A 22,198-nucleotide genomic window follows, 5' to 3' on the forward strand; every position below is an offset into this window, starting at 1 on the left:
GCCCCGTCACGTCCACATGAGATGTGTCTGCCGGGCAAGCTACCACCCCCAACCGCCGCTGTCGCCTCCGCGAAAATCGCGGTTACGCACAGCAAACCCGCAGCTAGCCGCCCTCATCCAGTGACCTTGACAAATGATCAGACATGGACGACTCTCACCAGAGTCATAGATGCCTGTCGGGGTGCGCGGAAGCGTGGAGGTGTCATGCGGATAGGTGTTCTGGCATGGGATCACGGCGAGGAGGACGACGACTCGCCTGTCATCGCCGAGCTGGGCCGCGAGCGCGGTCACGACACATCCCTGTTCACCGTCGAGGAGATCGCCGTCGCGGCGGCCCCGGGCGGCGGCCCGGAGGTCATGTTCAACGGCGAGCTGGGGCGCTCCTTCGACGCGGTCATCTCGCGGGCGCAACTGCACGGCGACTGGCGTGACCGCGTGGAGCGGCTGATGCTCGCCAGCAACATCCCCGGGGTGACGATGTTCGACCCGGTCGAGGTGTGGCAGGCCGCCTACAGCAAGTTCCGGATGATGCAGGTGCTCGCCGACGCGGGCCTGCCCGTGCCGCCCACCCGGGCCTGCCGGACGCCCGCCGACGTCGAGGCGGCGAGCCGCGAGTGGGGCACAGTCGTGGTGAAACCGTCGTACGGTCGCGCCGGCATCGACGTGGAGCGGATCGCCGACGTCGCCGACGAGCTGCCGCTGATCGAGACGCTGCTGGCCCGCTACGGGGTCCTGGTGTGCCAGCCCTACTACCCCACCCAGTACGGCGAGTACCGGCTGACCGTGTCCGGCGACACGATGCCGATGAACATGGTGAAGTATCCGGCCGTCGGGCAGTGGAAGACCCGGACCCTGCTGGGGGCGAGCTTCGAGCGGGTGGACATCCCGCCGGAGTTGGCGGACATCTCGATCCGGGCCACCCGGGCGATGGGGATCACCCTGTCCGGGCTGGACATCCTGCCTACCGAGGACGGTTACGTGATCCTGGAGTGCAACGCGATCCCCGGCAACCTCAACATCCTCGGCAAGGAGTCCCAGCGGCTCGCCTTCGAGGCGATGTACGAGTGGGTCGAGGCCCGCACTCCCTGCTGACCCGGCGATCCGGTCTTCCTACCTGCCCCCGCTACGGACGGAGTGTCGATGCAGCATGCCCTGGCCGACTACGACCTGACCGAGCACGGCCCCGGTGAGCAGTTCGCCCGCGCGGTGCTCGCCTCCGACGGTGGTGACGTCGACGTGCCGATCGCCGCGTCCCTGCCCACCCTGTTTCCGCTTGCCAAGCACCGACCCCGCTACACGGTGCGGCACCTGCTCAAGAGCGCGACGGTGACCGAGGAGCCGGTCACCTACGTCAGTGAGGCCCCGACCCCGGGCACCCCGGAGATCGCCGGCACCAGTTACGAGACCAGCCCCGAGGCGACCTTCGTGCCCCGGCTTGTGGAGACGAAGCTGACCGAGGTGACCGCCGGGGTGGCCGTCCCGCCGGATCTGTTGCGGGACCCGACGCTGCTGGCCGGTTTCGTGGACTACCGGGTGCTGGTGCGGCTGGGCACCATCGAGAACGAGGTGCTGCTGCACGGCAGCGCCGACTCGGTGATCCCCGGCCTGATCGGCCTGCCCGGCGCCCGGCGGCGGGCCGCGCCCGGCGAACTGACCGCCGAGGTGATCACCGCCGCCGGCGAGGTCGAGGAGATGGGCGGGTCGTGCGACGCGATCGTGGCCCACCCCAACCGCTACTGGGACCTGCTGGGCAGCGGGATGCTGGCCCGACTCGGCGAAGTGGGGATCCGGGTCAGCCGCACCCGGATGATCGCGCCGGACCAGGTGCTGCTTGGTGACTTCCGGGCGGCGGTCACGCTGCTGGAGTCCGGCACCTCGCAGGTGAGCCTGTGCCGGGGCGCGGGCCCGGACGGGTCCGACGTGATCACCGCGGGCCTGCGGCTGGGCCTGGCCGTGCACCTGCCGCAGCACTTCCTGCTGTTGGACCTGCGATGACGCTGGGCCTGCGATGACTGTGGGCCTGCGATGAAGGTGGTCTACCTGACCGGCTGGAACCGCAGCGGCTCGACAGTGCTGGGCAACCTGCTGGGTGAGCTGCCCCGGGTGGTGCACGTCGGTGAGCTGTACTACCTGTGGCGCAACGGCGTCCTGCGCATCGGCACCAACACGTCCTGTGGCTGCGGCGAGACGCTCACCGACTGTCCGTTGTGGAGTCGAGTCGTCGACCGGGTCGGCGGGCCGGACCCGGCGCGGGCGGCCCGCCGGATCGTGGCCGAGCAGCGGCGCCACGTGCGGGTTCGGCACACCGGCGCGCGGCTGGCCGAGGTCGCGGGGCGTCGGCCACGGCCCGCCGGGGTGACCGAGGTGGCCCGACGGATGATCGGGACGTACCGGGCGGTGGCCGAGGAGACCGGCGCCGAGGTGATCGTCGACGGCTCGAAGTACCCGGCCGAGGCGGCGGTGCTGCTCGGCGACGCCGGGTTGGACCTGCGGGTGCTGCACCTGGTCCGCGACCCGCGCGCGGTGGCCCACTCGTTCGCCCGCCCCAAGCAGTACCTGCCGCAGATGAGCGCGGCCCGCAGCACCGGGATGTGGACCGCGATAAACGTGGCGTCGGACCGGATCGGCCGGGCCGCCCCGGAGCGCTACCTGCGGCTGCGCTACGAGGACTTCGCCTCATCCCCGTACGAGGTGCTGGGCCGGGTGCTGCGCTGGGCCGACCTGCCCGGCGAGCCGCCCGTCGGGCCGGACGGGCGGGCCGTGCTGGGCGTCAACCACACGGTGACCGGCAACCCGGACCGACTGCGGCGGGGGCCGACGACGATCCGGCCCGACCTGGCGTGGCGCGACGCGTTACCGGCCCGCGCCGCGGCGGTCGCCACCACGCTCGCCGCGCCGGTGCTGCGCCGGTACGGCTATCCGTTACGACCCTGAGGGAGTGGTTGGTATGGATCTCGGTATCGCGGGACGGGTGGCGCTCGTCGCCGGCGCCAGCAGCGGCCTCGGTCGGGCCACGGCCCGCGCGCTCGCGGCCGAGGGCTGCGCCCTGTCGGTGGGGGCACGTAACCCGGAACGGCTCGCCGAGGCCGCCGACGAGCTACGCGCCGCCGGCGCCCCGGACGTGCTGGCCCGGCCGGTGGACATCACCGACGAGCAGGGGGTGGCCGGCTGGGTCGCCGACACCGTGGCGCACTTCGGCGCGCTGCACATCGTGGTCGCCAACGGCGGCGAGGTGCCCGGAGGCCCGGTCGACAGCTTCGGGCTGGACGCGTACCGGCAGGCGCTGGACGCCGCCTTCCTGCCACACGTGGGCCTGACCCTGGCGGCCCTGCCGCACCTGCGCGCGGCCGGCTGGGGCCGCGTCCTCATCGTCGCCTCGGAGACGGTCCGCCAGCCGATCCCGGAGTACGGGCTCTCCGCCGCCGCCCGGCCGGGCCTGCTGGGCTTCACCCGCGCCCTCGTGCAGGCGCTCGGGCCGGGCGACATCACGGTGAACGTGCTGGCCCCCGGCTACCACGACACCGAGGGCGTACGCGCCGACTACGGTTCAGCGGCCGACGCCCGGCTCGCGGAGATCGGCGCGGGCATCCCGCTGGGCCGGGTGGGTCGGGCCGGGGACTTCGGCGCGGTGGCCGCCTTCCTGGCCAGCGAGGCCGCCTCGTTCATCACCGGCACCTGCCTGCTTGTCGACGGCGGACGGACCCGCGGCCTCGGCTGACCCGCCCGGGGCGTACGCGTCCATGGCGTGCAACGACCTGCCGCGCAGCGCCACGGCGACGAGCAGCAGGTACGCGCCACCGAAGGCGGCAAGCGTGGGGACGAGCCCGGCGGTCCCGACGGACCAGCCGGCCAGCAGCACCGACAGCGGGGCGCCGCTGAGCGCGACGGCGCTGCCCAGCCCGAAGACCCGACCCCGGGCCTCCTCCGGCACGTGTTCGAGGGTGACTGTGGTGAGCAGCGGGTTGAGCGGGCCGGCGGCCAGGCCGAGTAGCAGGCAGATGCCGATCAGCACGGCCGGTGGCGGGGTGGCCGCGATGGACAGCCGCAGCGCGCCGATGACCACGAAACAGCCCAGCATCGTGCGCCGCCGGCTGGCCAGCAGGCGGCGACTGGCCGGGGCGTACAGGAAGGTGCCGAGCACGGCTCCGCAGCCGGACGCGGCGATCAGCCAGCCCAGGTACCGCCCGTCGTGCAGCACGTCGTGCGCGTAGACGGGCAGCAGCACGGGTGTGAACGCCGCGTCCAGCAGGTTGGTGACGAAGACGAAGGCGGTCATCGCGGCGATCACCGGCATCCGTCGTACCAGCGTTGCGCCCTCGAGAAGTTGCCGCGCGAAGCCGGCGCGGCCGGTCGTCGGCGCGACGGCCAGCGCGGGCACCCCGACGGTGACAAGCAGCGCGGCGAGCAGCAGGCCGGCCGCGTCGACGTACAGGCCGACGGCCGCGCCCAGGGCGGCGACCAGCAGCGCGGCGAGGGGCGCGCCGACCACCAGGCCGAGCCGGGGTGCGGCCTGGTACCACGAGTTGGCGGTCTCCAGCCGTACGCCGGCCGCGGCGGCGACCGGCCGGATCAGGCTCACCCGGGCCGCGTTCGCCGGTGTGGCGACCAGGCTGCGGGCGAACAGCAGCGCCAGCAGGGCGGGCATCGGCAGTCCGACGGTGGCGTCCAGCACCGGGACCAGGGCGGTGAGCAGGCCGGCGAGCGCGTCGGAGAGCACGCTGACGCGACGGCCACCGAGCCTGTCGATCCACACCCCGCCGACCGCGCCCGCGAAGATCAGCGGGAGGGTCCCGGCGAAGCCGGCGAGGCCGGTGGCCGCCGCGCTGTCCGTGCGCGCCAGCACGTACAGCGGCACGGTGACCACGGTGACCGCGTTGCCGAAGGACGACAGGTAGTGCGCGCTCAGCAGCGCCACCAGGCTCCGGCGTTCACCCGCGCCGCTCATCGCAGCGCCGCCACCGCCCGGTCCACCACCGCGGCGGCGGTCACTCCGGCCCGTTCCAGCAGGTACCGCTGGTCGCCGGCGACGGCCACGAACCCGTCCGGCACCGCCACCCGCAGCACGCGCGTGGGCCGGCGTTCGGCGAGCGCCTCCGCGACGGCGGACCCCAGCCCGCCGCTGGGCCAGTGCTCCTCCACGGTGACCACCACCGGACGCCCGGTCGCCCGGACCGCCGCGTCGAGCGTCTCCACGTCGAGTGGGCGGATGGTGTGCACGTTGAGCACCGTGGCCCCTATCCCCCGGCGGGCCAGCTCGTCGGCGGCGTCCAGCGCGGCCAGCACCGGGTACGGCCCGCAGGCGGCCAGCACCACGTCGCCGCCGGTGCGCAGCGGCTGCACCCGGCCCAGCCGGACCGGCGGCGCGTCCGGGACGTCGGCAGTGGCGAGGGTGGCCGCCAGATCAGGCGTCGCGGCGCGACCGAGCCGCAGGTAGACAGGCCCGGGCAGCTCCAGCGCCTGCCGGAACAGCCGGGCGCAGGCGTCGGCGTCGGCAGGCGCCACCACTGTCATGTTCGGCAGCGTACGCATGATCGCCAGGTCCTCGAGGGCGTGGTGGGTCGGCCCGAGGTGGCCGGCGGCCAGCCCGCCGTGGGTGGCCACGATCCGTACCGGCAGGTCGTTGAAGGCAATGTCCACCTTCACCGCCTCCAAAGCCCGGGTGCTGGCGAAGGTGGCCATGGTGTTGACCATCGGGATCCGCCCGCTGCGGGCCAGTCCGGCGGCGACGCCCATCAAATTCTGCTCGGCGATGCCAAGATTGACGTAGCGGTCGGACGCCGGCCCGAAGTCGACGCCGCTGAACAGCCCGGTGTCGCTGTCCAGGCAGACCAGTCGGGCGTCGGTGGCCATCAGCTCGACGAGCAGGTCCCGGTAGACGTCCCGCCCGGCACGCGGCCCGCCCGCCGGGGCCGTCGTGCCAGCCGCGGCTGCCGGGCCCGCCGCGCTCACCGGATCCCCCGGCGTACGGCCCGCAGCGCCCGCCCTCGTTGGGTCTCGCCGAGCCGGGCGAAGTGGCTGCGCACCTGTCCCTCCACGTAGGGCAGTCCCCGGCCCTTGACGGTCCGGGCGATGACTGCCACCGGTCGGCCCGCGCCCGGCTCGGTCAACGCGGCACGCAGCGCGCCCCGGTCGTGCCCGTCCACCTCGCGGACAGTCCAACCGAACGCCCGCCACCTGTCGGCCAACGGTTCCAGCATGATCACGTCCTCGGTGCCGTCGCCGAGTTGCAGGCCGTTGCGGTCGATCACCGCGGTCAGTCGGTCCAGCCCGAGGCTGCCGGCGGCCATCGCGGCCTCCCAGACCGAGCCCTCCTGCAACTCCCCGTCGCCGAGTACGACGACGCAGCGCCTGTCACTGCCGTCGAGCCGGGCGGCGAGCGCGTGCCCGACGCCGAGCGCCAACCCGTGTCCGAGCGAGCCGGTGGGCATCTCCACGCCGGGCACCGCACGGTTCGGGTGGGCCAGGAACGGCCCGCCCGGCGCGGCGTACCTGTCGAGCCACTCCACCGGGAAGTAGCCCCTGGTGGCGAGCACCGCGTACAGGGCGATGGCCCCGTGGCCCTTGCTGAGCAGCAGCACGTCCCGGTCGGGTGCCTGCGGTCGGGTCGGGTCGATCCGCAGCACCTCGTGGTAGAGGGTCACCAGGATCTCCACAAGCGACATCGAGCCGCCCAGGTGCCCGCCGTCGGCGCTGGCGCACATCCCCACGATCAGCTCCCGCACGCGTACCGCGACCGCCGCCAGGTCGACGGCGGCCTCCGCGACCTGGGCGACCTCGGCCTCCGCGAACGCCGGCCGGTCGCCCAGCGCGGCCGACTCGGGCAGCTCGGGCCGCTCGGCCGACTCGGGCGGCTCGGGCGGCTCGGGCAGCTCGGCCGGCTCGGCGACCGCGAGCGGTTCCCGGGGCGGCACGTCAGGCCCCGCTCGGGGCGAGGCGGAAGCCGTTGACCTGGGCGGCCGGCGGCGGTGGCGCGGCCGACCCGGGCGCGTCCAGCTCGCGCAGCGCGTGCCGCAGCACCGCGATCCCGCGCAGGTAGTCGGCAAGCACTATGTGCTCGTCGTCGGAGTGGTCCAGGCTGCTGTCCCCGGGGCCGTACGTGGCCATCGGGACGTCCCACTGCTCGGCGAGCACGTTCATGTCCGAGGTGCCGGTCTTCACCTTCAGCGCGGGTCGGGCCCGCTGGGCGCGGATGCCCGCCGAGAGCGCCCGGACCACCGGGTTGCGGTGGTCGGCGCGGCAGGCGGCGACGCGGTTGACCACTGTCAGTTCCCCGTCGGGCGTACGCTGCGCCAGCTCGCGCAGCAGCCCGTCCACGTCGTACCCCGGTGGGGTGCGCACGCTCAGCTCGGCCTCCGCCTGCACCTGGTCGGCGCGCAGCGAGAGGAGGGTCGCGCCGGGCCTGTCGAAGGAGCCGTTGCCGCTGTCCGGCCCGAGCAGCTCCAGCAGCGTCGTCCAGCAGCGCACCGCCAGCTCGGACGCCTTGGCCACCGGGTTGCTGGGATGGGTGGCCGGCACCGACACCCGGTAGCGAAGGTCGAGTTTGCCCTTGTAGCCGAGCGTGATCGTCGACCAGCCGCTCGGTTCGCCCACCACCACCGCGTCCGGCCGGGGCAGCCGCCGTCGGATCTCCCGCGACCCGCGCGACGCGATTTCCTCCTCGACCGCGCCGACCACGACGATCCGCCCGCCGACGTTCGCCGACGCGGCGGCGCACACCATGGCCGCGAGCGGTCCCTTGGCGTCCACCGCGCCCCGACCGTAGAGCCGGCCGTCCTCGGCGCGGACCGCCGGACCGCCCGGCACCGTGTCCAGGTGGCCGATCAGCAGCACCACCGGCCCGTCGCCGCGGCCGATCTCGCCGACGACGTTGCCGACCGGATCGACGTACGCCTCGAAGCCCAGCTGCCCCATCGCGTCCACCAGGGACCGGGCCAGCGCCGCCTCGTGGTACGACGGTGACGGCGTCTCGACCATGCGGCGCAGCAACCCGGCAGCGAAGGTGTCGGTGACGGCGCCCGGCCGCATCCGCGGCGAGTCGGGTTCGGGCCGTACCCGGGGCGTGCCGGGCTCCGGCAGCAGCCGTGGCGGATCGGACTCCGGCAGCAGCGGCGGCGGATCGGGCTCGGCGGCGTCCTCAGGCATTCGGGCTCCTCGTGGTGATCTCGGTGGCGGCGCCGGCCAGCGCAGCTCGGACGGGGTCGCCGCGCCGGCCGTCGGCGACCAGCACCCGGCCCACCCCGCCGAGCAGCGCCTCGCGGGCGGCGATCAGCTTCATCGCCATTCCGCCGCCCACACGGGGCGGCACGCCGATCGTCGGCACGGCGCAGCGGGCCAGCACCGACCGTTCGTCGCCCGGATCGGTGAGCACCCCGGGCGCCCCGGTGAGCAGGACCAGGGTGCGCGCGCCCAGCGCGGCGGCGAGTGCGGCGGCGGCGCGGTCGGCGTCCACGTTGACCGGCAGGCCGTCCTCGCCCAGCGCCGGTGGCGACACCACAGGCACCGTGCCGGCCGCCAGCAGCACCCGGAGCAGGTCGGGGCGTACGCCGACCAGCCGGCCGCCGTGGTTGTCGCGCAGCACCATCCGGCGGCCGTCGACGACCGCCCGGTGCGCCTGGGTACGCCGGGCCCGCAGCAGGCCGGCGTCCAGCCCGGTCAGCCCGACCGCGTCGACGCCGGCGCGGGCCAGCGCGGCGACAAGCCGGGGCTTGACCGCGCCGGCGAGGGCGAGCACGACGACCTCCAGGGTGGCCGGGTCGGTGTAGCGGGTGTCCACCCCGTCGTCGGTGACCATCCGCCGCTGCGGCACACCCAGCCGGTCGCCGAGCGCGCCGATGTCGGCGGAACCGCCGTGCACAAGCACCACCCGCTGCCCGGCGCGGACCAGTTCGGCGACGTCGGCGCAGACCGCCGCCGCGTCCACGCCTGCGGTGCCGCCGCACTTGACCACTGTCAGCTCGCCCGGTGGGGGCGCTGCGGCGTTCACGCCGGGTGCAGGCCGGGGAACTCCAGCCCCAGCCGCTCGGGCCAGCCGAAGCGGACGTTGAGGCACTGCACCGCGTTGCCCGCGCCGCCCTTGACGAGGTTGTCCAGTGCCGCGACGAGGAGCGCCCAGCCGCCGTCCGGGTCGACGGCGAACCCGACGTCGCAGAAGTTGGAGCCGGCCAGGATCTTCGGCTCCGGCAGCCGGTACGTGCCGCGTCGCGCCGCGACCACACGTACGAACGGCTCGTCGCGGTAGTAGCGGCGGTAGACGGCCCGGGTGGCGACCTCGTCGACGCCGTCGGCGAGCGGCACCCGGCACAGCACCTGCACGCCCCGGACCGCCTCCACCCCGGTCGCCGTCATCCGCGCCGGTACGCCCACCGCCTGGGTGATCTCCGCCTGGTGCCGGTGGGCCGTCGGAGCGAAGACCCGCAGCGCGCCGCTGCGCTCGGCGTGCACGTTCGCCGCCGACGGGGCGCTGCCGGAGCCGCTGGAGCCGGTCCGCCCGTCGACTGTCACCTCCCCCGCCCCCAGCAGGCCCGCGTCGGCGAGCGGGTGCAGGGCGAGGATCGCGGCGGTGGCCATGCAGCCGGGCACGCTGATCCGGTCGGCGTCGCGCAGCTGTTTGCGGTGCAGCTCGGGCAGCCCGGTGACGAACTCGGCGAGCAGGTCGGGCGCGGCGTGTGGGCCGCCGTAGTACGCCGCGAAGACCGCCGGATCACGCAGCCGGAAGTCCGCCGACAGGTCGACCACCGTCTCCGCCAGGTCGAGCAGGCCGCGCATCGCGCCCATCGCCAGCCCGTGCTCGGTGGCCAGCAGCAGGACGTCCTGCCGCCCCAGGTCCTCCGGGGCGGTGAAGGTCAGCTCGGTGAGGCCGCGCAGGTTGGGGTGTGTGGTGCTGACCCGCCGGCCGGCGAGCCGGCGCGACGTGACAGTGGCCAGCTCCACCCTCGGGTGCCCGAGCAGCAGACGGACCAGCTCGCCGCCGATGTAGCCGGCGCCGCCGACGACAGCCGCGCGGACCGGTCCGGCCCGGCCGGTCACGCCAGCCTCGTCAGGACGTGGTCGACGATCCGGCCGGCGACGTCGACGGTCCCGTCGTACGCCCGCTCGAAGCCTGCGAACTCCACACCTGAGTTGACCTCCAGGACGTACAGCCGGCCGGTGTCGTCCTCCACCAGGTCGACGCCCGCGAGGTCCGCGCCGACCGCGGCGGCGGCAGTGGTGGACAGCTCGACGATCCGGTCGGTGAGTGGGCACCGCTCGGTGCGGGCGCCCCGGGCCACGTTCGTACGCCAGTCCGCGCTGTACCGGTACACCGCGCCGAGCACCTCGCCGCCCACGACCACCACCCGGATGTCGCGGCCGGGTTTGCGGACGTACTCCTGCACGTACACGATGTGCGCCTGCGGGCCGGGCAGCGCGGCCACGTACTCAAGCACCGTGCGCGCCAGATCCGGGTCCGGCACTGTCGTGACCAGCCGTCCCCACGACCCGACAAGCGGTTTGACGACGGCCGGGTAGCCGATCGCGGCCAACGCGGAGAGCGCGGCCTCCGGGGTGGCGGCCAGGGCGGTACGCGGGGTGGGCAGGCCGGCCGCGCGCAACGCGAGGGAGGTGTGCCACTTGTCGGCGCAGGTCTCGATGGCGGCGGCGGAGTTGACGCCGATCACGCCCAGCCGTTCCAGGGCGCGGGCGGCGTAGCCGGCGCGGATCTGGCCGATCTCCCGGTTGAGCACCAGCCGCCACTCGGGTGCGGCGCCGTCCAGCGGCCACCACGCGGTCCGGGTGTCGACGTGGGCCACCGCGACGTTGCGGCGTTCCAACGCCTCCAGGATCCGCTTGTCGTCGATCCGCAGCCGGGACGTGAGCACCGCCACCGAGGCCGGTTCACTCACCCCAGTCCTCTTCGACCTCGGGGGCCGGCGCGAGCGTCACCGGCTGCACCGTGACGACCTCCAGCTCGACCTGGCACTCGCCGCACTCGACCAGCTCGCTGAGCCGGGGCGGTTCGGCGAAGGTGACGTCGGCGGCGCACTCGGGGCAGCGGGCGGCGGTCTGTTCCTGGACAGTCACGGGAGGGCTTCCGTTCCTTCGTGGGGGCCGGGGACCGCTCCGACCATAGGAATCCCACCCCGGGTCCCGCGTCCGCGCGCCGTCGACACCCGGTCAACGCCACGATGACCCGGGGCCGGCCGCGTGACACGACTGTCGCAGCCGCGTTCGACCGAGTAACATCGCGATCATCGATGTGTTGAATTCACCGGCGGCAGTACGTAAGGCGGGGGAATGTCAATCCGGGTTCTTGTCTGCGACGAATTGCCAATTGTCCGAGATGGCCTCCGTACGCTGCTGGGCAGCGAGCCCGATGTCTCCGTGGTGGACACCTCGGACAGCGGCAACCACGCGATAATGCTGGCCCGCACGCATCGCGTCGATGTCATCGTCACGGGCCTGAAATTGCGCGGCATTTCCGCGGTCGACCTCATTCACAAAATCAACGCCGAAAAACTGTCTCCCCGACCCCGTTTCGTGGTGTTCGCCACCGACGACAGCGACGACCTCGTCAGCAGCGTGTTCCAGGCGGGCGTCAACGGGATCCTGATGCCGGACGCCACCTGGGAGGAGGTCGCCGCCGCGGTGCGTGCCGCCGCCGCCGGCCAGACCACCCTGGCCCCCCGGATCGCCGACCGGCTTGTCGACTGGTTCCGGCGTCGACAGCCGTACCCGGAGGAGGTCTTCCAGCCCGCGGTGTCCACGTTGACCCCACGGGAACGGCAGGTGCTGCTGCTGATGGCGGACGGAAAATCCACCGAGGAGGTCGCCACCGAGTTGTCCATCGGCCTGACCACCGTGCGCACCCACGTCTACCGGCTGCGGTGCAAACTCAACGTCAAGGACCGGGCCCAGTTGGTGTCCTTCGCCTATCGCGCCGGCCTCATGCAGCCGGCCTGACGCTCGCGGTCACGCCGCGGTGCCCCGTACGGCCCAGGCCCGCGCGGTGAGCCGGATCGAGCCGTCGGGCTCGATCGGCAGCCGGGCGGCCAGCACGTCCCGCAACGCCGCCCGCTCCGGCTCCCCCAGGGAGGTGACGTACGACGGGGCGCTGCCCTGCCCGCCGAGGAACGGCAGCCAGTAGTCGGCGAAGTCGACGAAGACCGTCGGCACGTCCACCGGCCGGACCGACACCTCCGTCAGCCCGGCGTCCACCCACAGCGCCCGCAGGGCGTCGGGCGCGCACACGCTGCCGCGGTTCGCCTCGTCCCGGGCCGCCGAGGCCGGGTCGAGCTGCGTGGCGGCGGCCCAGAAGTGCCTCATCATCGCCATGCCCTCCGCGTAGTCCCACACGTACGCGGCCACCACCCCCGCCGGCCGGACGACCCGGGCGAACTCGGCCACCGCCCGCTCCGGCTCGGGCACGAAGTTGAGCGTCAGCCCACTGACCACCACGTCGACGGCGCGGTCGGGCACCGGCAGCGCGCGGGCGTCACCGACGTGGAAGCTCGCCCGGGCGTCCTCGACGCGGGCACGCGCCTGCGCGACGAAGCCCGCCGAGGGGTCGATGCCCGTCACCCGAGCGGGATCGGCCTCGACGAGGACCGTCGAGGTCAACGCGCCGGTGCCGCAGCCCACGTCCAGCCAGTGCCGCCCGGGTGGCACGGCGAGCCCGCGCACGAAGTCGGCCGCGACCAGGCGACTCCACCGACCCACGTACGCCTCGTACGCGTCACCGTCCGCCCACACCGGGTGCGTCATGCCGGCACCATACGACAGGCGGGGTCACCCCACGGACCAGACGCTCAGTCGAGATGGTCCCCGGGAGCCGTCATTCGTGACCCTCCCTGGGGCGGTGGGCGCCGGTGACCCTCGGTCACCTCCGTGGGGGCGGACGCGGTCGTGAGCGGTATACCTCAGAGTCATATTCATACCTCTGAGGTATACCGCTCACCAGCACATCGACATGGCGGGCTCCGCGTGACTCTCGTGCAGCGGGAGGAACGGCGATCGTGGCGTCGTTGCCCCGGGGCGGCACACTGCCTCTCGTGACGACACCGACCCGCGCTGGTCCTCTTGGCCACGACTGCGGATCCGCGCCGGGCACCGTGGCGGGCTCGGTTGTCGGTGCTCGTCGCCACGGCGCTGGCCGTCGTCGCGACGGTGGGGTCGGTGGGAGCGGTGCACCGCTCGCTCACGTCCCCGTCGGCGGGGTTCGTCGTGCACAGCGACGCGCGGGAAGGGCTGCGCCGCCGGTTGGCGGAGGCGTCCGGGGTGTCGAAGGTCTGCTCGTGGTACCGGGACAACCGCCTCCGCTCCGCCTGCTGACCTCCGACACCGTCCCCCAGCGGCCGATCCCGTCCCGGCCCATCACCGATATCGCCGCGCGACGAAGGTGGCTACTGTCGAGCCATGCCGCTGCGTCCGGACGAGGTCGAGGTGTTCGAGCGCTCCAGGGCCCGCCTGGAGGCGATCGCCTACCGGTTGCTGGGCTCGGCCAGCGACGCCGAGGACGCGGTCCAGGACACGTTCCTGCGGTGGCAGGCCGTCGACCGGGAGCACGTCGAGACGCCCGAGGCGTGGCTGACCCGGGTGCTCACCAACCTGTGCCTCAACCAGCTCACCTCGGCGCGCGCCCGGCGGGAGACCTACGTGGGCACCTGGCTGCCCGAGCCGGTCCTCGCCGGGGACCGGATGCTCGGCCCGGTCGACTCCGTCGAGCAGCGCGAATCGGTCTCGATGGCGGTGCTCACCCTCATGGAGAGGCTGTCGCCCAACGAACGCGCGGTGTACGTGCTGCGCGAGGCGTTCGGCTACGCGCACGGTGAGATCGCCGAGATCCTCGGCGTCAGCGAGGTGAACTGCCAGCAGCTCTACCGGCGTGCCAAGCAGCACGTCAGCGCCGACCGGGTCCGCGCGCAGGTCGACGGCGCCGCCGCGCGGAAGATCGTGACGGAGTTCCTCACGGCTGCCAACAGCGGCGAGATCCAGCGACTGGTGCAGTTGTTGACCGACGACGCGACGAGCATCGGTGACGGCGGCGGGAAGGTCCCGGCCCGGACCACGCCGGTGGCCGGCGCGCTTGCGGTGGCGAAGTTCCTGCGGGGTCTGTTCCGGCCCAGCGACGTGAAGCGGAACCTGGTGGGCGGCAGCCCCGCCCTGTACGCCGGGGTCGTCAACGGCGGCCCCGCGGTGGTGGTGGTGACCGACGGCCGGGTCGTCGGCGTCATGTCCCTGGAGGTGACAGCCGAGGGTGTCGCGGCCCTCCACACCCAGGTCAACCCGGACAAGCTCGAACGCGCCACCCGCCAGTGGTCCGCCGCTGAGCACGGGGAACCGCTCCTGCACGTCTGGTGACCCAGGTCATAGCCGACTCCTGTCAGCAATCGCGTCGCTGTCCGGTTCAGGAGGTGACCATCCACCGAGACAGGAGTGCCACCATGAAGCACCGCATCGTCGTCCTCGGGGCCGGATACGCCGGAGCCATCGCCGCCGGACGTCTCGCCAGGCGGCTGCACCCCGACGACGTCGACATCACAGTCGTCAACGCCGTCGCGGATTTCGTCGAGCGGGTTCGCATGCACCAGCTCGCCACCGGGCAGGATCTCAAAACCCACGAGCTGAGCGAGGTGTACGCGGGCACCGACGTGCGGGTCCGCCTCGCCCGGGTCACCGCCGTCGACGTCGAGCACCGGACCGTCGCGCTTGCCGACGAGCACGGCGCCGACGAGATCGCGTACGACACTCTGGTCTACGCCCTCGGCAGCGCCGCCGCCCACCACGGCGTGCCCGGTGTCGCCGAGCACGCGTACGACGTCTCCGGCCGGCCGTCGGCGCTGCGGTTGCGCGACCGCCTCGCCCACCTCGCGGCAGGTGAGACCGTGCTCGTCGTCGGCGGGGGCCTCACCGGTCTCGAAGCGGCCACCGAGATCGCCGAGGCCCACCCCGACCTCCACGTCACGATCGCCACCCGCGGCGGCCTCGGTGACTGGCTCAACGAGAAGGCGCGAGAGCACCTGCGGGGTGTCTGCGACCGGCTCGGCATCACCGTCCACGAGCACGCCGACATCGCCCGGGTGGAGGCGAGCGGCGCGGTCACCGGCGACGGTCGGACCATCCCGGCCCAGGTGACCGTGTGGACCGCAGGCTTCGCCGTCCATCCCATCGCCGCCGCCACGACCCTGACTGTCGCGACCACCGGGCAGATCGTCGTCGACGACACGATGCGCTCGGTCTCGCACCCCGACGTGTACGCCGTCGGCGACGCCGGACTCGCCGACGGGCCGGGCGGCAGGCCGTTGCGCATGTCCTGCGCCTCGGGAACCCCGATGGCCTGGCAGGCCGCCGACGCCATCGCCGCGCGCCTGACCGGTCGGACGAGGATCCCGAAGGCCCCGCTGCGCTACTTCAACCAGTGCATCAGCCTCGGCCGCCGCGACGGCATCATCCAGTACGTGACCGCCGACGACCGTGCCAAGCCGGCCCTGCTCACGGGGAGGTTGGCGGCCCGCTACAAGGAGGTCGTCTGCAAGGGCGCCGCCTGGAGCATCTCCCACCCGATCTTCTACCCGGTGCGCCGCCGCCGCGTCACCACGACGCGATCGGAGACCCCCGCGACAATCTCGTGACCGGGTGAATCTCAGGAGAAAGTGCGTCGGGCCCACGTCCGGAAGTCGGTGCGGGGCAGGCCGAGTCCCTGGGCGATCTCCGGACGGGCGGGGCTGCCGTTCTCGTTGATCCGCTCGACCGTGTTGACCATGGCCGGGTGCAGGCCGCGCTCGACCGCCTGCTGCGGGGTGAGCACGGGCGCGACGATCGCTCGACCGGTGACCTCGCTGAGGATCGTGGCGACCTCGGTCATGGTGAGCAGGTCACCGGCGAGTTCGACGTCCAGGCCGTCGAACTTTTCCGGGTTCGTGAACGCGGTCGCCGCGGCCTCCCCGATGTCGTCGACGGCGATCCAGGGAAGCCGGGCGTCCGCCGCGAACCCGGTGATGATCGTGCCGCTCGACCAGTCGCCGAAGAGGTAGGACCAGCCGACGAGGTTCTCCATGAAGGTCGAGGGCAGGAGCACTGTCCAGTGCGCGAAGCCGCCGGTGCGCACCATCTCGTCGATGGCGGCCTTGCTCTCCCAGTAGTGCCGGTCCCAGCGCCCTTCGGCCCAGCCGGGCTGGTTGCGGTGGAAGTCGCCGGCGCCGGAGACGCTGCTGTGCACGACGTGCGAGACACCGGCCCGGCGCGCGGCCTCGACGACGTTGCGGCCGCGGGTCAGCTCGGCGTCGCCCTGCAGGTTCGCCACATCGGGGTACGGAATGGAGAAGAGGCCGTCCATCCCCTCGGCCGCGGCGAGCAGCGATCCCGCATCGTCCAGGTCGCCCCGGACCAGTTCCGCGCCCCGCTTCAGCAGTGCCTGGGCGCTGTCGGCGTCGGGGTCGCGGACCAGGGCACGGACCGCGACGCCACGGTCGAGCAGTGCGCGGGCGGTGGCCCCGCCCTGCTTGCCGGTCGCGCCGATGACGAGGACAGCCATGATGCCTCCCAAGAAAGTGGGGCGTCCCCCCACTTGTCGTCGGCTACGATATGGGGGACTACCCCACTTTGGCAATGGCGGGCCATGAGAGCAGACGCACAACGCAACTACGACCTCATCGTGAAGGCGGCCACCGAGGCGACCGCCCGCGACGGCGCGTACGCCTCGCTTGAGGAGATCGCCCGATCCGCCGGGGTGGGCTCGGCGACCCTGCATCGGCACTTTCCGTCCCGGTGGTCCCTGCTCCAGGCCGTCTTCCGGACGTGCGTCCGCAACCTCGCCGGCCGCGCCGAGGACCTGCGTGCCGAGCCGGACTCTCTCGCCGCCCTCACCACCTGGCTGCGCGAGGTCACCGTTTACGCCACGACAACCCGCGGCCTGGCGGTGACGCTGCTCAACGCGCCACCCGAGGAGAACGACACCTGCGGCGGGATGCTCGCCGCCGCGGGCGAGAAGTTGTTGCGCCGAGCCGCCGACCAGGGTTGCGTACGCGCGGATGTCGTCATGGCGGACCTGATGACCCTCGTCAACGCGATCTCACTCGCCGCCCAGCCGGCAGACGCCACGAAGGCGGAACGACTCCTGACCCTCGCCCTGGCGGGAATCCAGCCACCCGGGCGATGAAGCGCGCCGTCGCGGTGGACGTGCATCGAGGGTCGACCGGTTGACTCGCTCGTCATGCTGGAAGCCGAAGCCCCCGCCCGTGCCACCGCAGGAGGACCCGTGCCCAAGCCAGCCAGGACCGCCGCCGTCCTCGTCGGGCTCGGCGTCGGCGCCGCGGTCGGCCCGTCCCTCGGGCCGGCCGCCATCTGGTCCGGCGTGGCGGTCGCCGCTCTCGGCGTCATGCTCTTCCTGGTCGGCGGCACGGAGTCCCGTCTCGTCGAGGACGGCCTGGTCGATCGCGGCGATGCCGCCGAGGCGGTGGCCGGCGGAACGGCGGTCGCCGCGCAACGACGGCCGAAGCGGGAGACGCCAACCCTCAGCGGCCTCGGTACCCGGGTGGAGCAGATCCTCGACCTCGCCGAGAAGCAGGCCGACGACCACCGCGCCAGTGCGCGGAGCGAGGCGGAGGGCATCGTGACAGCCGCGCGACGGGAGGCGGAGACAATCCTGAACCGGGCGCACGAACAGGCTGCCGGGATCACCGGCACCCGCTGGGAGCCCAGTCCGATACCGCCCACCCGAGCGTCGGCGGCGGACGACGATCCGAGTCGTCACGCCTGACGAAGTGGATGCGTCCCGAGGCTTCCTCGAACGATGCCTACGAATCAGCGCTCAAGTGACACCCGAGGCCAGGGGCTGCGCGGCTGCCCACGTCCAGAAGACGGGCTACGGAGAGGGATTCATGTTGGGTAGTGTCGGCGTCGCTACTGCACGTGCAGCCCGCCGGCATCCCTCGCCGCGCAGTCGATCGGAAGGACGGCATGGCCAGCATCGAGCAAGTCAAAGCCGCGCTTGCCCAGGCAGCCGAGCAGAGCAACACGACGACAAGCCAGATCCGGGCCACCATCGAGAGCACCGAGCAGGTACTTGCCCGCCTGCGCGCGGTCGCCGCCGGCACCGGGCACCCTGCCCTCTCCGAGGCCATCGCCCGAGCAGAGCAGAGCAAGCAACGTCTGATCGAGGCAGCCACCACTCTCCAGGGCAGCACCGCGGCAGCCCGGCAGTACATCAACATCCTTGGCTGACCGTGAGTATCGGCGAGGTCAAGGCAGCCCTCGGAGAAGCGAGCCAACTGCTCGACCAGGGCAGAACAACTGTCGAAGGTATCGGCGATTCCTTGAACGAGGCTGCCGGGTTCATGCTCGCCACGCTGCATGACAGTCGACGGGACGAGGCCGAGAAGGCCCGCAAGGCCATCGCCGAGGCGGTACGCGAGGTGACGTTGACCCTCCGCGCCATCACCGCCGCACAGGAGAGTGGGAACGAGTTCGGAAAGGCGCTGGGGTGAGCGGCTTGCTTGCCCAGGTGGTGGCCCAGCTCAGATCCACGATCGAGCGACTGGACGCCGTCGCAGTCCAGGCGAACCGTGCCGCGACGGATGTCGCCGAGGGCAACGCCCGGTACGCCGGTGTCGGCAGGGGCACCGACCATCCAAAGTTGCGGGCGGCGGTGAGCCAGAGCCGCACCGGCGCGGACAAGGCCCACCGGATTGCCCGATTGAGCAGCGACGCCGCCCGTAACGTCGCCGACTTTCTGAACGTCATCGCCCCGGGTTCGGCACCACAGTCGGCGGCAGCCGCCTCGGGACCACCGTCCGGGGAGGACCTTCTCGCAGACAGCGACCGTCGAGACCTCAAACGGCGGAGTTTCCTCGAACGCTCGGTGCGAAGGGCCGATGACATCCAGGAGCATGTCTCAGCGGGCACTGACGCACTTCAAAAGGGTGCGAAGGCCCTCCGGGACTTCGACGGCCCTTCCGGAACCCATTCGACCGGCACAGGCACCCCAAGCGTCCCAGGTCCCCCAGCGCGGCCGAAGATAGATGGCGCGGAGGCCGCCGGAAATCTTGTGGTCGTCGGCCTGTTGGCTGGTGTCGCAGCGCATCGAACCCTCAAAGTGATGGGCACATGGATAGCGAGGTTCAGCAGACGTGACGGAACAACCGCTCAGCGAACTGATCCGGGCTCTGGCAAGAGCTGACTGGGATGCGGTCGACGCTCTGGTGGTGGAGATCGGTCAACACGGCCTGGCGAGTGGTCTCCAGGTAATCGGTGCTGCTTTCGCGATCGCCGTCGACCAGCGCTTCGGCCCCGACACCACCCCCACGGACGTAGCCCGCTGGGTCGCCGATGTTCGCGCCCAGAACAAGGGAGGAGAAGACCTCCCCGCCCTGGAGATGGAGGGCCTCATCCGGGCTGCCCTCGGCGAACCTGAGCTGGTCGACAGCGTCAGTCCCGAAACCGCCCTCGGGGCCGAGCTTTTCATGCTCGGGCGGATCCTCCTGGAGGCCAAGCTCACTCCGGCCGAACTCGACGAGTTCATCGCGGAGGCAGAGCAACTCGCTGCAGAACATCGTTAGGAAGGCAATGGGTGCCGGCTGTCACCAACTGGCAACGGCCGCAGGGTAATCGCCGCTACACACCACGCGATCCGCTCAGGACTGACCAGTCTCCGCCTTGATGCTGCCGATGAACATGCCCGAGGCCGCCGGCTCGAAGCTCAGCATGCCGGCTTCGGGGGCCTTGGAGTCGCGGATGTCGACCTGAGCGCCGCGATCCCGCACCTCGACGCCCAGACCGTTGCTGCCGGACCGGCTCGACATGCGCCACGCGTTACGTTGCATCCTCGCTCAACTTCGAGCAGGACGAAGCCGCTGCTGATCGCCAAATAAGCGCCGGCCTCGAAACGCAACACCTGGATCGTGACGTTCGGCAGTCGGCAGCGTGACCAGATGTTCGAGTTGCTCGCGCAGCACGGCCGCGCCGCCGACCTCGGTGCGCACCGACGCCTCGGAGAGGATGGCGTGCATCCGCAGCGGCGTCGGCTTGCGGTGCAGAACTTCCTGCCGCGTCATCCGAGCGACGACTCATCCTGGACCGCAGTCCCTCGCCGACGCCGACACCATCGCGCCCGCCGAAGTTCGCTGCCGCCCTGCCGCCCGTACCCTCATCGCCGAGATCGCTCACAGCGGCCCCGCGGCCACTCACGTGGCGCGATTGGCCACGCTCGTCGGGCTCACCCGATGAGGCCGGATCTGCTCGGCGACCCGATCCGGGCAGCGCGCCGCGCCCCGCAGGCCGGCGAGATCCGGTCCGTGGGGCGCGGGAGGAGCAGCCTGTGCGCCCTCAGTGGTCGGTGGCGCACAGCGCCGTTTCGACGCTTTCGTTCACGTCGGCGAGCATCTCCTCACCGGTCGGCAGGGCGGTCACCGCGACGACGGCACTGCGGCCGTCCCTGGTGACGAGGTTGCGGGTCTCGAAGCCCTGGATGTCGCCGCCGTGGCCCCAGGCGTCGCCGCCGCAGGGCAGCTCGTGCCGGGCGATGCCAAGCCCGTACGCGTACTCGCCGGTCGGCTCGAAGCCGGGCGCGGGCACGGTCGTCATCATGGCCGCCTGCTGCGCGGGCTTGAGCAGCCTGCCACCGACGAGCGCCTCGAAGAAGGTCCGCAGCTCGTCCGGGGTCGAGACGAGTTGGCCGGCGGCCCAGCCAAGGGACGGGTCCATGTCGGTGACGTCCACCCACGGGGCGCCCGGGGCCACCGCTACGTAGCCGCGCGGGTGCGTTCCCCGGAGGCGCTGCTCCCCGACGCCCGGCCAGTACGTGTCGCGCAGACCGAGCGGACGGATGATGCGGTTGGTGATCTCCTCCCCGATGGGTCGTTCGGTGACCTGCTCGACGATGAGCCCGGCGAGGACGTAGTTGGTGTTGCTGTACTCCCACTTGGCGCCTGGCGTGAAGTGCGGGGCGTTCGTGAGCGCGGCGTCCACCAGCCGGCGCGGCTGGTAGTACGAGTGACTCTTGTCGACGAGATCCTGCGGCTTGGTGAACAGCACGTCGTCGTAGTCGGACAGGCCGCTCGTCTGCTGCAACAACTGGCGTACGGTGATTGCGCTGCCGTCGTTGCCGTTGCCCCGCACGACGCCGGGCAGATAATGCTCGACAGTGGCGTCCAGGTCGATGCGGCCCTCCCCCACCAACTGCAGGACGACCACGGCGGTGAAGGTCTTGGTGTTGCTGCCGATGCGGACCTGGCCGTCGCGGGGAACGGGGCCGGCGGTGTAGTCGCGGACCCGCCCGTCGGCTCCCCGGACGGAGGCGAGCACGCCGGGGAAGCCGTCCTCGCTGACCAGCCGGTCCAGGTGCCGCTGCACGGTGTCTCGTGGGCCGGCGGGCCGGCCGCTCTCGACGGCGGCGAACGCCGGAGGGCCGGTCAGGACGGCGACGGCGGCCAACGCCCCGGCGGCGACCCGCATGGTCCGACGACTGCGGGTGGAGGGAGGGGTGTGCAGGGGCATGATGACTCCTCGGTATCGAACGCTTGACGCCATCAATGGTTCAAGAATTCCGATACCGGGACGATCCCTCCTGCTGCCCTCCTCGGGTACAGCCTGCGCTACCCCGCCGGCCCCTGCCGCGGCCGTCAGGTCAGGGAGGATTCCAGCTCGCGACGGTTGAGGGCGGCCCGCAACAGCAGCCCCTCGGCGGCCAGGTTTTCCCGCCCGCCCTGCTCACGGTCGATCGCGCACACCACCGTTTCCAGCACCGCCCCGCCGGCGCGAAGGAGCCGGCACGAGGCCAGCAGCGCGCCGCCGGTTGTGACCACGTCCTCGATCACCACGACGCGCCGGCCGTCCACCGGGCCGCCCTCGGCGGCCTTGCCGGTGCCGTACTCCTTGGCCTGCTTGCGAACGAAGACCGTCGGCAGCCCGGTCAGCTGCGCCATGACTGTGGCGATCGGTATGCCGCCCATCTCCATGCCCGCCAGCACGTCGCACTCGGGCAGCAGGGCGACCATCTCCTGGGCCACGTCACGCAACAGACCGGGCTGCCCCTCGAACAGATACTTGTCGAAGTATTCGGCGCTCACCTGCCCGGAACGCAGTCGGAACGACCCGGTCAGGTGGCAGGCTTCGTACACACGACGCGCAAGCGAGGACGGCACGCCCCTCAGCCTCGCATCCCGACCGACGCGACTAGTACCTGACCCCGTCGACGAGGAAGTGCCGTGGCGTGTGCGCGGCCGGGCTC

General features: G+C 72.4%; 26 protein-coding genes and 2 pseudogenes. 14 read left to right on the top strand and 14 right to left on the bottom strand.

All coding sequences use genetic code 11. The annotated features are described in order from the left end of the window. Positions 1-204: 204 nt before the first annotated feature. From OOJ91_RS13330 to OOJ91_RS13345, 4 genes are read left to right on the top strand one after another with little or no spacing between them, the layout of a single operon-like run. Complete coding sequence (locus tag OOJ91_RS13330; protein ID WP_266244897.1) at positions 205-1,092, top strand: ATP-grasp domain-containing protein; 888 nt, start codon at positions 205-207, stop codon at positions 1,090-1,092. Between the two features lie 48 nt (positions 1,093-1,140). Next, a complete protein-coding gene (locus tag OOJ91_RS13335) occupies positions 1,141-1,995 on the top strand; it encodes a family 3 encapsulin nanocompartment shell protein (RefSeq protein WP_266244898.1) in 855 nt (284 codons plus the stop codon). Between the two features lie 30 nt (positions 1,996-2,025). Beyond that, entirely contained in the window at positions 2,026-2,934 is a 909-nt protein-coding gene (locus tag OOJ91_RS13340; RefSeq protein ID WP_266244899.1) for a sulfotransferase, read from the top strand. Between the two features lie 13 nt (positions 2,935-2,947). Continuing rightward, entirely contained in the window at positions 2,948-3,718 is a 771-nt protein-coding gene (locus OOJ91_RS13345; protein ID WP_007463653.1) for an SDR family NAD(P)-dependent oxidoreductase, read from the top strand. Between the two features lie 48 nt (positions 3,719-3,766). Here the strand turns inward: OOJ91_RS13345 and OOJ91_RS13350 are convergent. The 8 genes and pseudogenes from OOJ91_RS13350 to lysW form a co-directional block, all read right to left on the bottom strand. Then, a pseudogene (locus OOJ91_RS13350) lies at positions 3,767-4,945 on the bottom strand (MFS transporter); the annotation flags it as partial. Next, positions 4,942-5,949, bottom strand: coding sequence for a transketolase family protein (locus OOJ91_RS13355; RefSeq protein WP_266244900.1), 1,008 nt, complete (start codon positions 5,947-5,949; stop codon positions 4,942-4,944). The pseudogene OOJ91_RS13350 and the gene OOJ91_RS13355, both read right to left, overlap by 4 nt. After that, complete coding sequence (locus OOJ91_RS13360) at positions 5,946-6,911, bottom strand: transketolase (RefSeq protein ID WP_266244901.1); 966 nt, start codon at positions 6,909-6,911, stop codon at positions 5,946-5,948. Before OOJ91_RS13360 ends, OOJ91_RS13355 begins: the two co-directional genes overlap by 4 nt. 1 nt (position 6,912) lies before the next feature. Then, a complete protein-coding gene (locus tag OOJ91_RS13365; RefSeq protein ID WP_266244902.1) occupies positions 6,913-8,142 on the bottom strand; it encodes a [LysW]-lysine hydrolase in 1,230 nt (409 codons plus the stop codon). Next, complete coding sequence (locus OOJ91_RS13370; RefSeq protein ID WP_266244903.1) at positions 8,135-8,983, bottom strand: [LysW]-aminoadipate kinase; 849 nt, start codon at positions 8,981-8,983, stop codon at positions 8,135-8,137. The genes OOJ91_RS13365 and OOJ91_RS13370 overlap by 8 nt, the downstream gene beginning before the upstream one ends. Next, complete coding sequence (gene argC, locus OOJ91_RS13375) at positions 8,980-10,026, bottom strand: N-acetyl-gamma-glutamyl-phosphate reductase (protein ID WP_266244904.1); 1,047 nt, start codon at positions 10,024-10,026, stop codon at positions 8,980-8,982. The genes OOJ91_RS13370 and argC overlap by 4 nt, the downstream gene beginning before the upstream one ends. After that, the gene (locus OOJ91_RS13380; RefSeq protein WP_266244905.1) at positions 10,023-10,880 is read right to left on the bottom strand and encodes a RimK family alpha-L-glutamate ligase; all 858 of its coding nucleotides are present in this window, start codon (positions 10,878-10,880) and stop codon (positions 10,023-10,025) included. The genes argC and OOJ91_RS13380 overlap by 4 nt, the downstream gene beginning before the upstream one ends. Continuing rightward, positions 10,873-11,058: a lysine biosynthesis protein LysW gene (gene lysW, locus OOJ91_RS13385; protein ID WP_266244906.1), complete on the bottom strand. Its 186-nt coding sequence runs from the start codon at positions 11,056-11,058 to the stop codon at positions 10,873-10,875. Before lysW ends, OOJ91_RS13380 begins: the two co-directional genes overlap by 8 nt. Positions 11,059-11,271: 213 nt before the next feature. On the opposite strand from lysW, the gene OOJ91_RS13390 reads away from it, so the two are divergent. After that, positions 11,272-11,937: a response regulator transcription factor gene (locus OOJ91_RS13390; protein WP_266244907.1), complete on the top strand. Its 666-nt coding sequence runs from the start codon at positions 11,272-11,274 to the stop codon at positions 11,935-11,937. A 9-nt stretch (positions 11,938-11,946) separates the two neighbouring features. Here the strand turns inward: OOJ91_RS13390 and OOJ91_RS13395 are convergent, their stop codons facing one another. Beyond that, positions 11,947-12,738, bottom strand: a complete 792-nt coding sequence (locus OOJ91_RS13395) for a class I SAM-dependent methyltransferase (protein ID WP_266244908.1) — start codon at positions 12,736-12,738, stop codon at positions 11,947-11,949. 315 nt (positions 12,739-13,053) lie between these two features. Here OOJ91_RS13395 and OOJ91_RS13400 point away from each other — a divergent pair, with 315 nt between their 5' ends. From OOJ91_RS13400 to OOJ91_RS13410, 3 genes are all read left to right on the top strand, one after another. After that, positions 13,054-13,305, top strand: coding sequence for a hypothetical protein (locus OOJ91_RS13400; protein WP_266244909.1), 252 nt, complete (start codon positions 13,054-13,056; stop codon positions 13,303-13,305). An 84-nt stretch (positions 13,306-13,389) separates the two neighbouring features. Continuing rightward, a complete protein-coding gene (locus OOJ91_RS13405; protein ID WP_266244910.1) occupies positions 13,390-14,334 on the top strand; it encodes an RNA polymerase sigma-70 factor in 945 nt (314 codons plus the stop codon). Between the two features lie 83 nt (positions 14,335-14,417). Further along, positions 14,418-15,605 carry an NAD(P)/FAD-dependent oxidoreductase gene (locus OOJ91_RS13410; protein ID WP_266244911.1) on the top strand — a complete coding sequence of 396 codons (1,188 nt, stop codon included), beginning with the start codon at positions 14,418-14,420 and terminating at the stop codon, positions 15,603-15,605. A gap of 11 nt (positions 15,606-15,616) precedes the next feature. Here the strand turns inward: OOJ91_RS13410 and OOJ91_RS13415 are convergent, their stop codons facing one another. Then, positions 15,617-16,507 (bottom strand): NmrA/HSCARG family protein, encoded by an 891-nt coding sequence (locus OOJ91_RS13415; RefSeq protein WP_266244912.1) that lies wholly within the window; start codon positions 16,505-16,507, stop codon positions 15,617-15,619. Positions 16,508-16,591: 84 nt separating this feature from the next. Here OOJ91_RS13415 and OOJ91_RS13420 point away from each other — a divergent pair, with 84 nt between their 5' ends. From OOJ91_RS13420 to OOJ91_RS13445, 6 genes and pseudogenes are all read left to right on the top strand, one after another. After that, positions 16,592-17,131 carry a TetR/AcrR family transcriptional regulator gene (locus OOJ91_RS13420; protein ID WP_266244913.1) on the top strand — a complete coding sequence of 180 codons (540 nt, stop codon included), beginning with the start codon at positions 16,592-16,594 and terminating at the stop codon, positions 17,129-17,131. Positions 17,132-17,476: 345 nt separating this feature from the next. Further along, a pseudogene (locus tag OOJ91_RS34585) lies at positions 17,477-17,618 on the top strand (cell division protein DivIVA); the annotation flags it as partial. A 313-nt stretch (positions 17,619-17,931) separates the two neighbouring features. Next, a complete protein-coding gene (locus tag OOJ91_RS13430) occupies positions 17,932-18,195 on the top strand; it encodes a hypothetical protein (RefSeq protein ID WP_266244914.1) in 264 nt (87 codons plus the stop codon). Positions 18,196-18,197: 2 nt separating this feature from the next. Further along, entirely contained in the window at positions 18,198-18,458 is a 261-nt protein-coding gene (locus tag OOJ91_RS13435; RefSeq protein WP_266244915.1) for a hypothetical protein, read from the top strand. After that, positions 18,455-19,150 carry a hypothetical protein gene (locus tag OOJ91_RS13440; protein ID WP_266244916.1) on the top strand — a complete coding sequence of 232 codons (696 nt, stop codon included), beginning with the start codon at positions 18,455-18,457 and terminating at the stop codon, positions 19,148-19,150. The genes OOJ91_RS13435 and OOJ91_RS13440 overlap by 4 nt, the downstream gene beginning before the upstream one ends. Beyond that, on the top strand, positions 19,101-19,529 hold the full coding sequence (locus OOJ91_RS13445) for a hypothetical protein (protein ID WP_266244917.1): 429 nt from the start codon (positions 19,101-19,103) through the stop codon (positions 19,527-19,529). The genes OOJ91_RS13440 and OOJ91_RS13445 overlap by 50 nt, the downstream gene beginning before the upstream one ends. A 75-nt stretch (positions 19,530-19,604) precedes the next feature. Here the strand turns inward: OOJ91_RS13445 and OOJ91_RS13450 are convergent, their stop codons facing one another. The 4 genes from OOJ91_RS13450 to pyrE form a co-directional block, all read right to left on the bottom strand. Continuing rightward, positions 19,605-19,772: a DUF397 domain-containing protein gene (locus tag OOJ91_RS13450; RefSeq protein WP_266244918.1), complete on the bottom strand. Its 168-nt coding sequence runs from the start codon at positions 19,770-19,772 to the stop codon at positions 19,605-19,607. Between the two features lie 27 nt (positions 19,773-19,799). Continuing rightward, positions 19,800-20,024 (bottom strand): Scr1 family TA system antitoxin-like transcriptional regulator, encoded by a 225-nt coding sequence (locus tag OOJ91_RS13455; protein ID WP_266244919.1) that lies wholly within the window; start codon positions 20,022-20,024, stop codon positions 19,800-19,802. Between the two features lie 271 nt (positions 20,025-20,295). Beyond that, positions 20,296-21,465, bottom strand: a complete 1,170-nt coding sequence (locus OOJ91_RS13460; RefSeq protein WP_266244920.1) for a serine hydrolase domain-containing protein — start codon at positions 21,463-21,465, stop codon at positions 20,296-20,298. Positions 21,466-21,590: 125 nt separating this feature from the next. Next, positions 21,591-22,112 (bottom strand): orotate phosphoribosyltransferase, encoded by a 522-nt coding sequence (gene pyrE / locus OOJ91_RS13465; protein ID WP_266244921.1) that lies wholly within the window; start codon positions 22,110-22,112, stop codon positions 21,591-21,593. Positions 22,113-22,198: the final 86 nt, after the last annotated feature.

This window comes from Micromonospora lupini, assembly GCF_026342015.1.
GTDB lineage: Bacteria > Actinomycetota > Actinomycetes > Mycobacteriales > Micromonosporaceae > Micromonospora > Micromonospora lupini_B.

Coding starts and splice junctions, on each gene's coding strand:
- OOJ91_RS13460 (WP_266244920.1), bottom strand. CDS start 21,465: ATGCCCCTGCACACCCCTCCCTCCACCCGCAGTCGTCGGACCATGCGG.
- OOJ91_RS13365 (WP_266244902.1), bottom strand. CDS start 8,142: ATGCCTGAGGACGCCGCCGAGCCCGATCCGCCGCCGCTGCTGCCGGAG.
- OOJ91_RS13415 (WP_266244912.1), bottom strand. CDS start 16,507: ATGGCTGTCCTCGTCATCGGCGCGACCGGCAAGCAGGGCGGGGCCACC.
- OOJ91_RS13450 (WP_266244918.1), bottom strand. CDS start 19,772: ATGTCGAGCCGGTCCGGCAGCAACGGTCTGGGCGTCGAGGTGCGGGAT.
- OOJ91_RS13340 (WP_266244899.1), top strand. CDS start 2,026: ATGAAGGTGGTCTACCTGACCGGCTGGAACCGCAGCGGCTCGACAGTG.
- OOJ91_RS13330 (WP_266244897.1), top strand. CDS start 205: ATGCGGATAGGTGTTCTGGCATGGGATCACGGCGAGGAGGACGACGAC.
- OOJ91_RS13395 (WP_266244908.1), bottom strand. CDS start 12,738: ATGACGCACCCGGTGTGGGCGGACGGTGACGCGTACGAGGCGTACGTG.
- OOJ91_RS13455 (WP_266244919.1), bottom strand. CDS start 20,024: ATGACGCGGCAGGAAGTTCTGCACCGCAAGCCGACGCCGCTGCGGATG.
- OOJ91_RS13430 (WP_266244914.1), top strand. CDS start 17,932: ATGGCCAGCATCGAGCAAGTCAAAGCCGCGCTTGCCCAGGCAGCCGAG.
- OOJ91_RS13390 (WP_266244907.1), top strand. CDS start 11,272: ATGTCAATCCGGGTTCTTGTCTGCGACGAATTGCCAATTGTCCGAGAT.
- OOJ91_RS13345 (WP_007463653.1), top strand. CDS start 2,948: ATGGATCTCGGTATCGCGGGACGGGTGGCGCTCGTCGCCGGCGCCAGC.
- OOJ91_RS13420 (WP_266244913.1), top strand. CDS start 16,592: ATGAGAGCAGACGCACAACGCAACTACGACCTCATCGTGAAGGCGGCC.
- OOJ91_RS13405 (WP_266244910.1), top strand. CDS start 13,390: ATGCCGCTGCGTCCGGACGAGGTCGAGGTGTTCGAGCGCTCCAGGGCC.
- OOJ91_RS13335 (WP_266244898.1), top strand. CDS start 1,141: ATGCAGCATGCCCTGGCCGACTACGACCTGACCGAGCACGGCCCCGGT.
- OOJ91_RS13410 (WP_266244911.1), top strand. CDS start 14,418: ATGAAGCACCGCATCGTCGTCCTCGGGGCCGGATACGCCGGAGCCATC.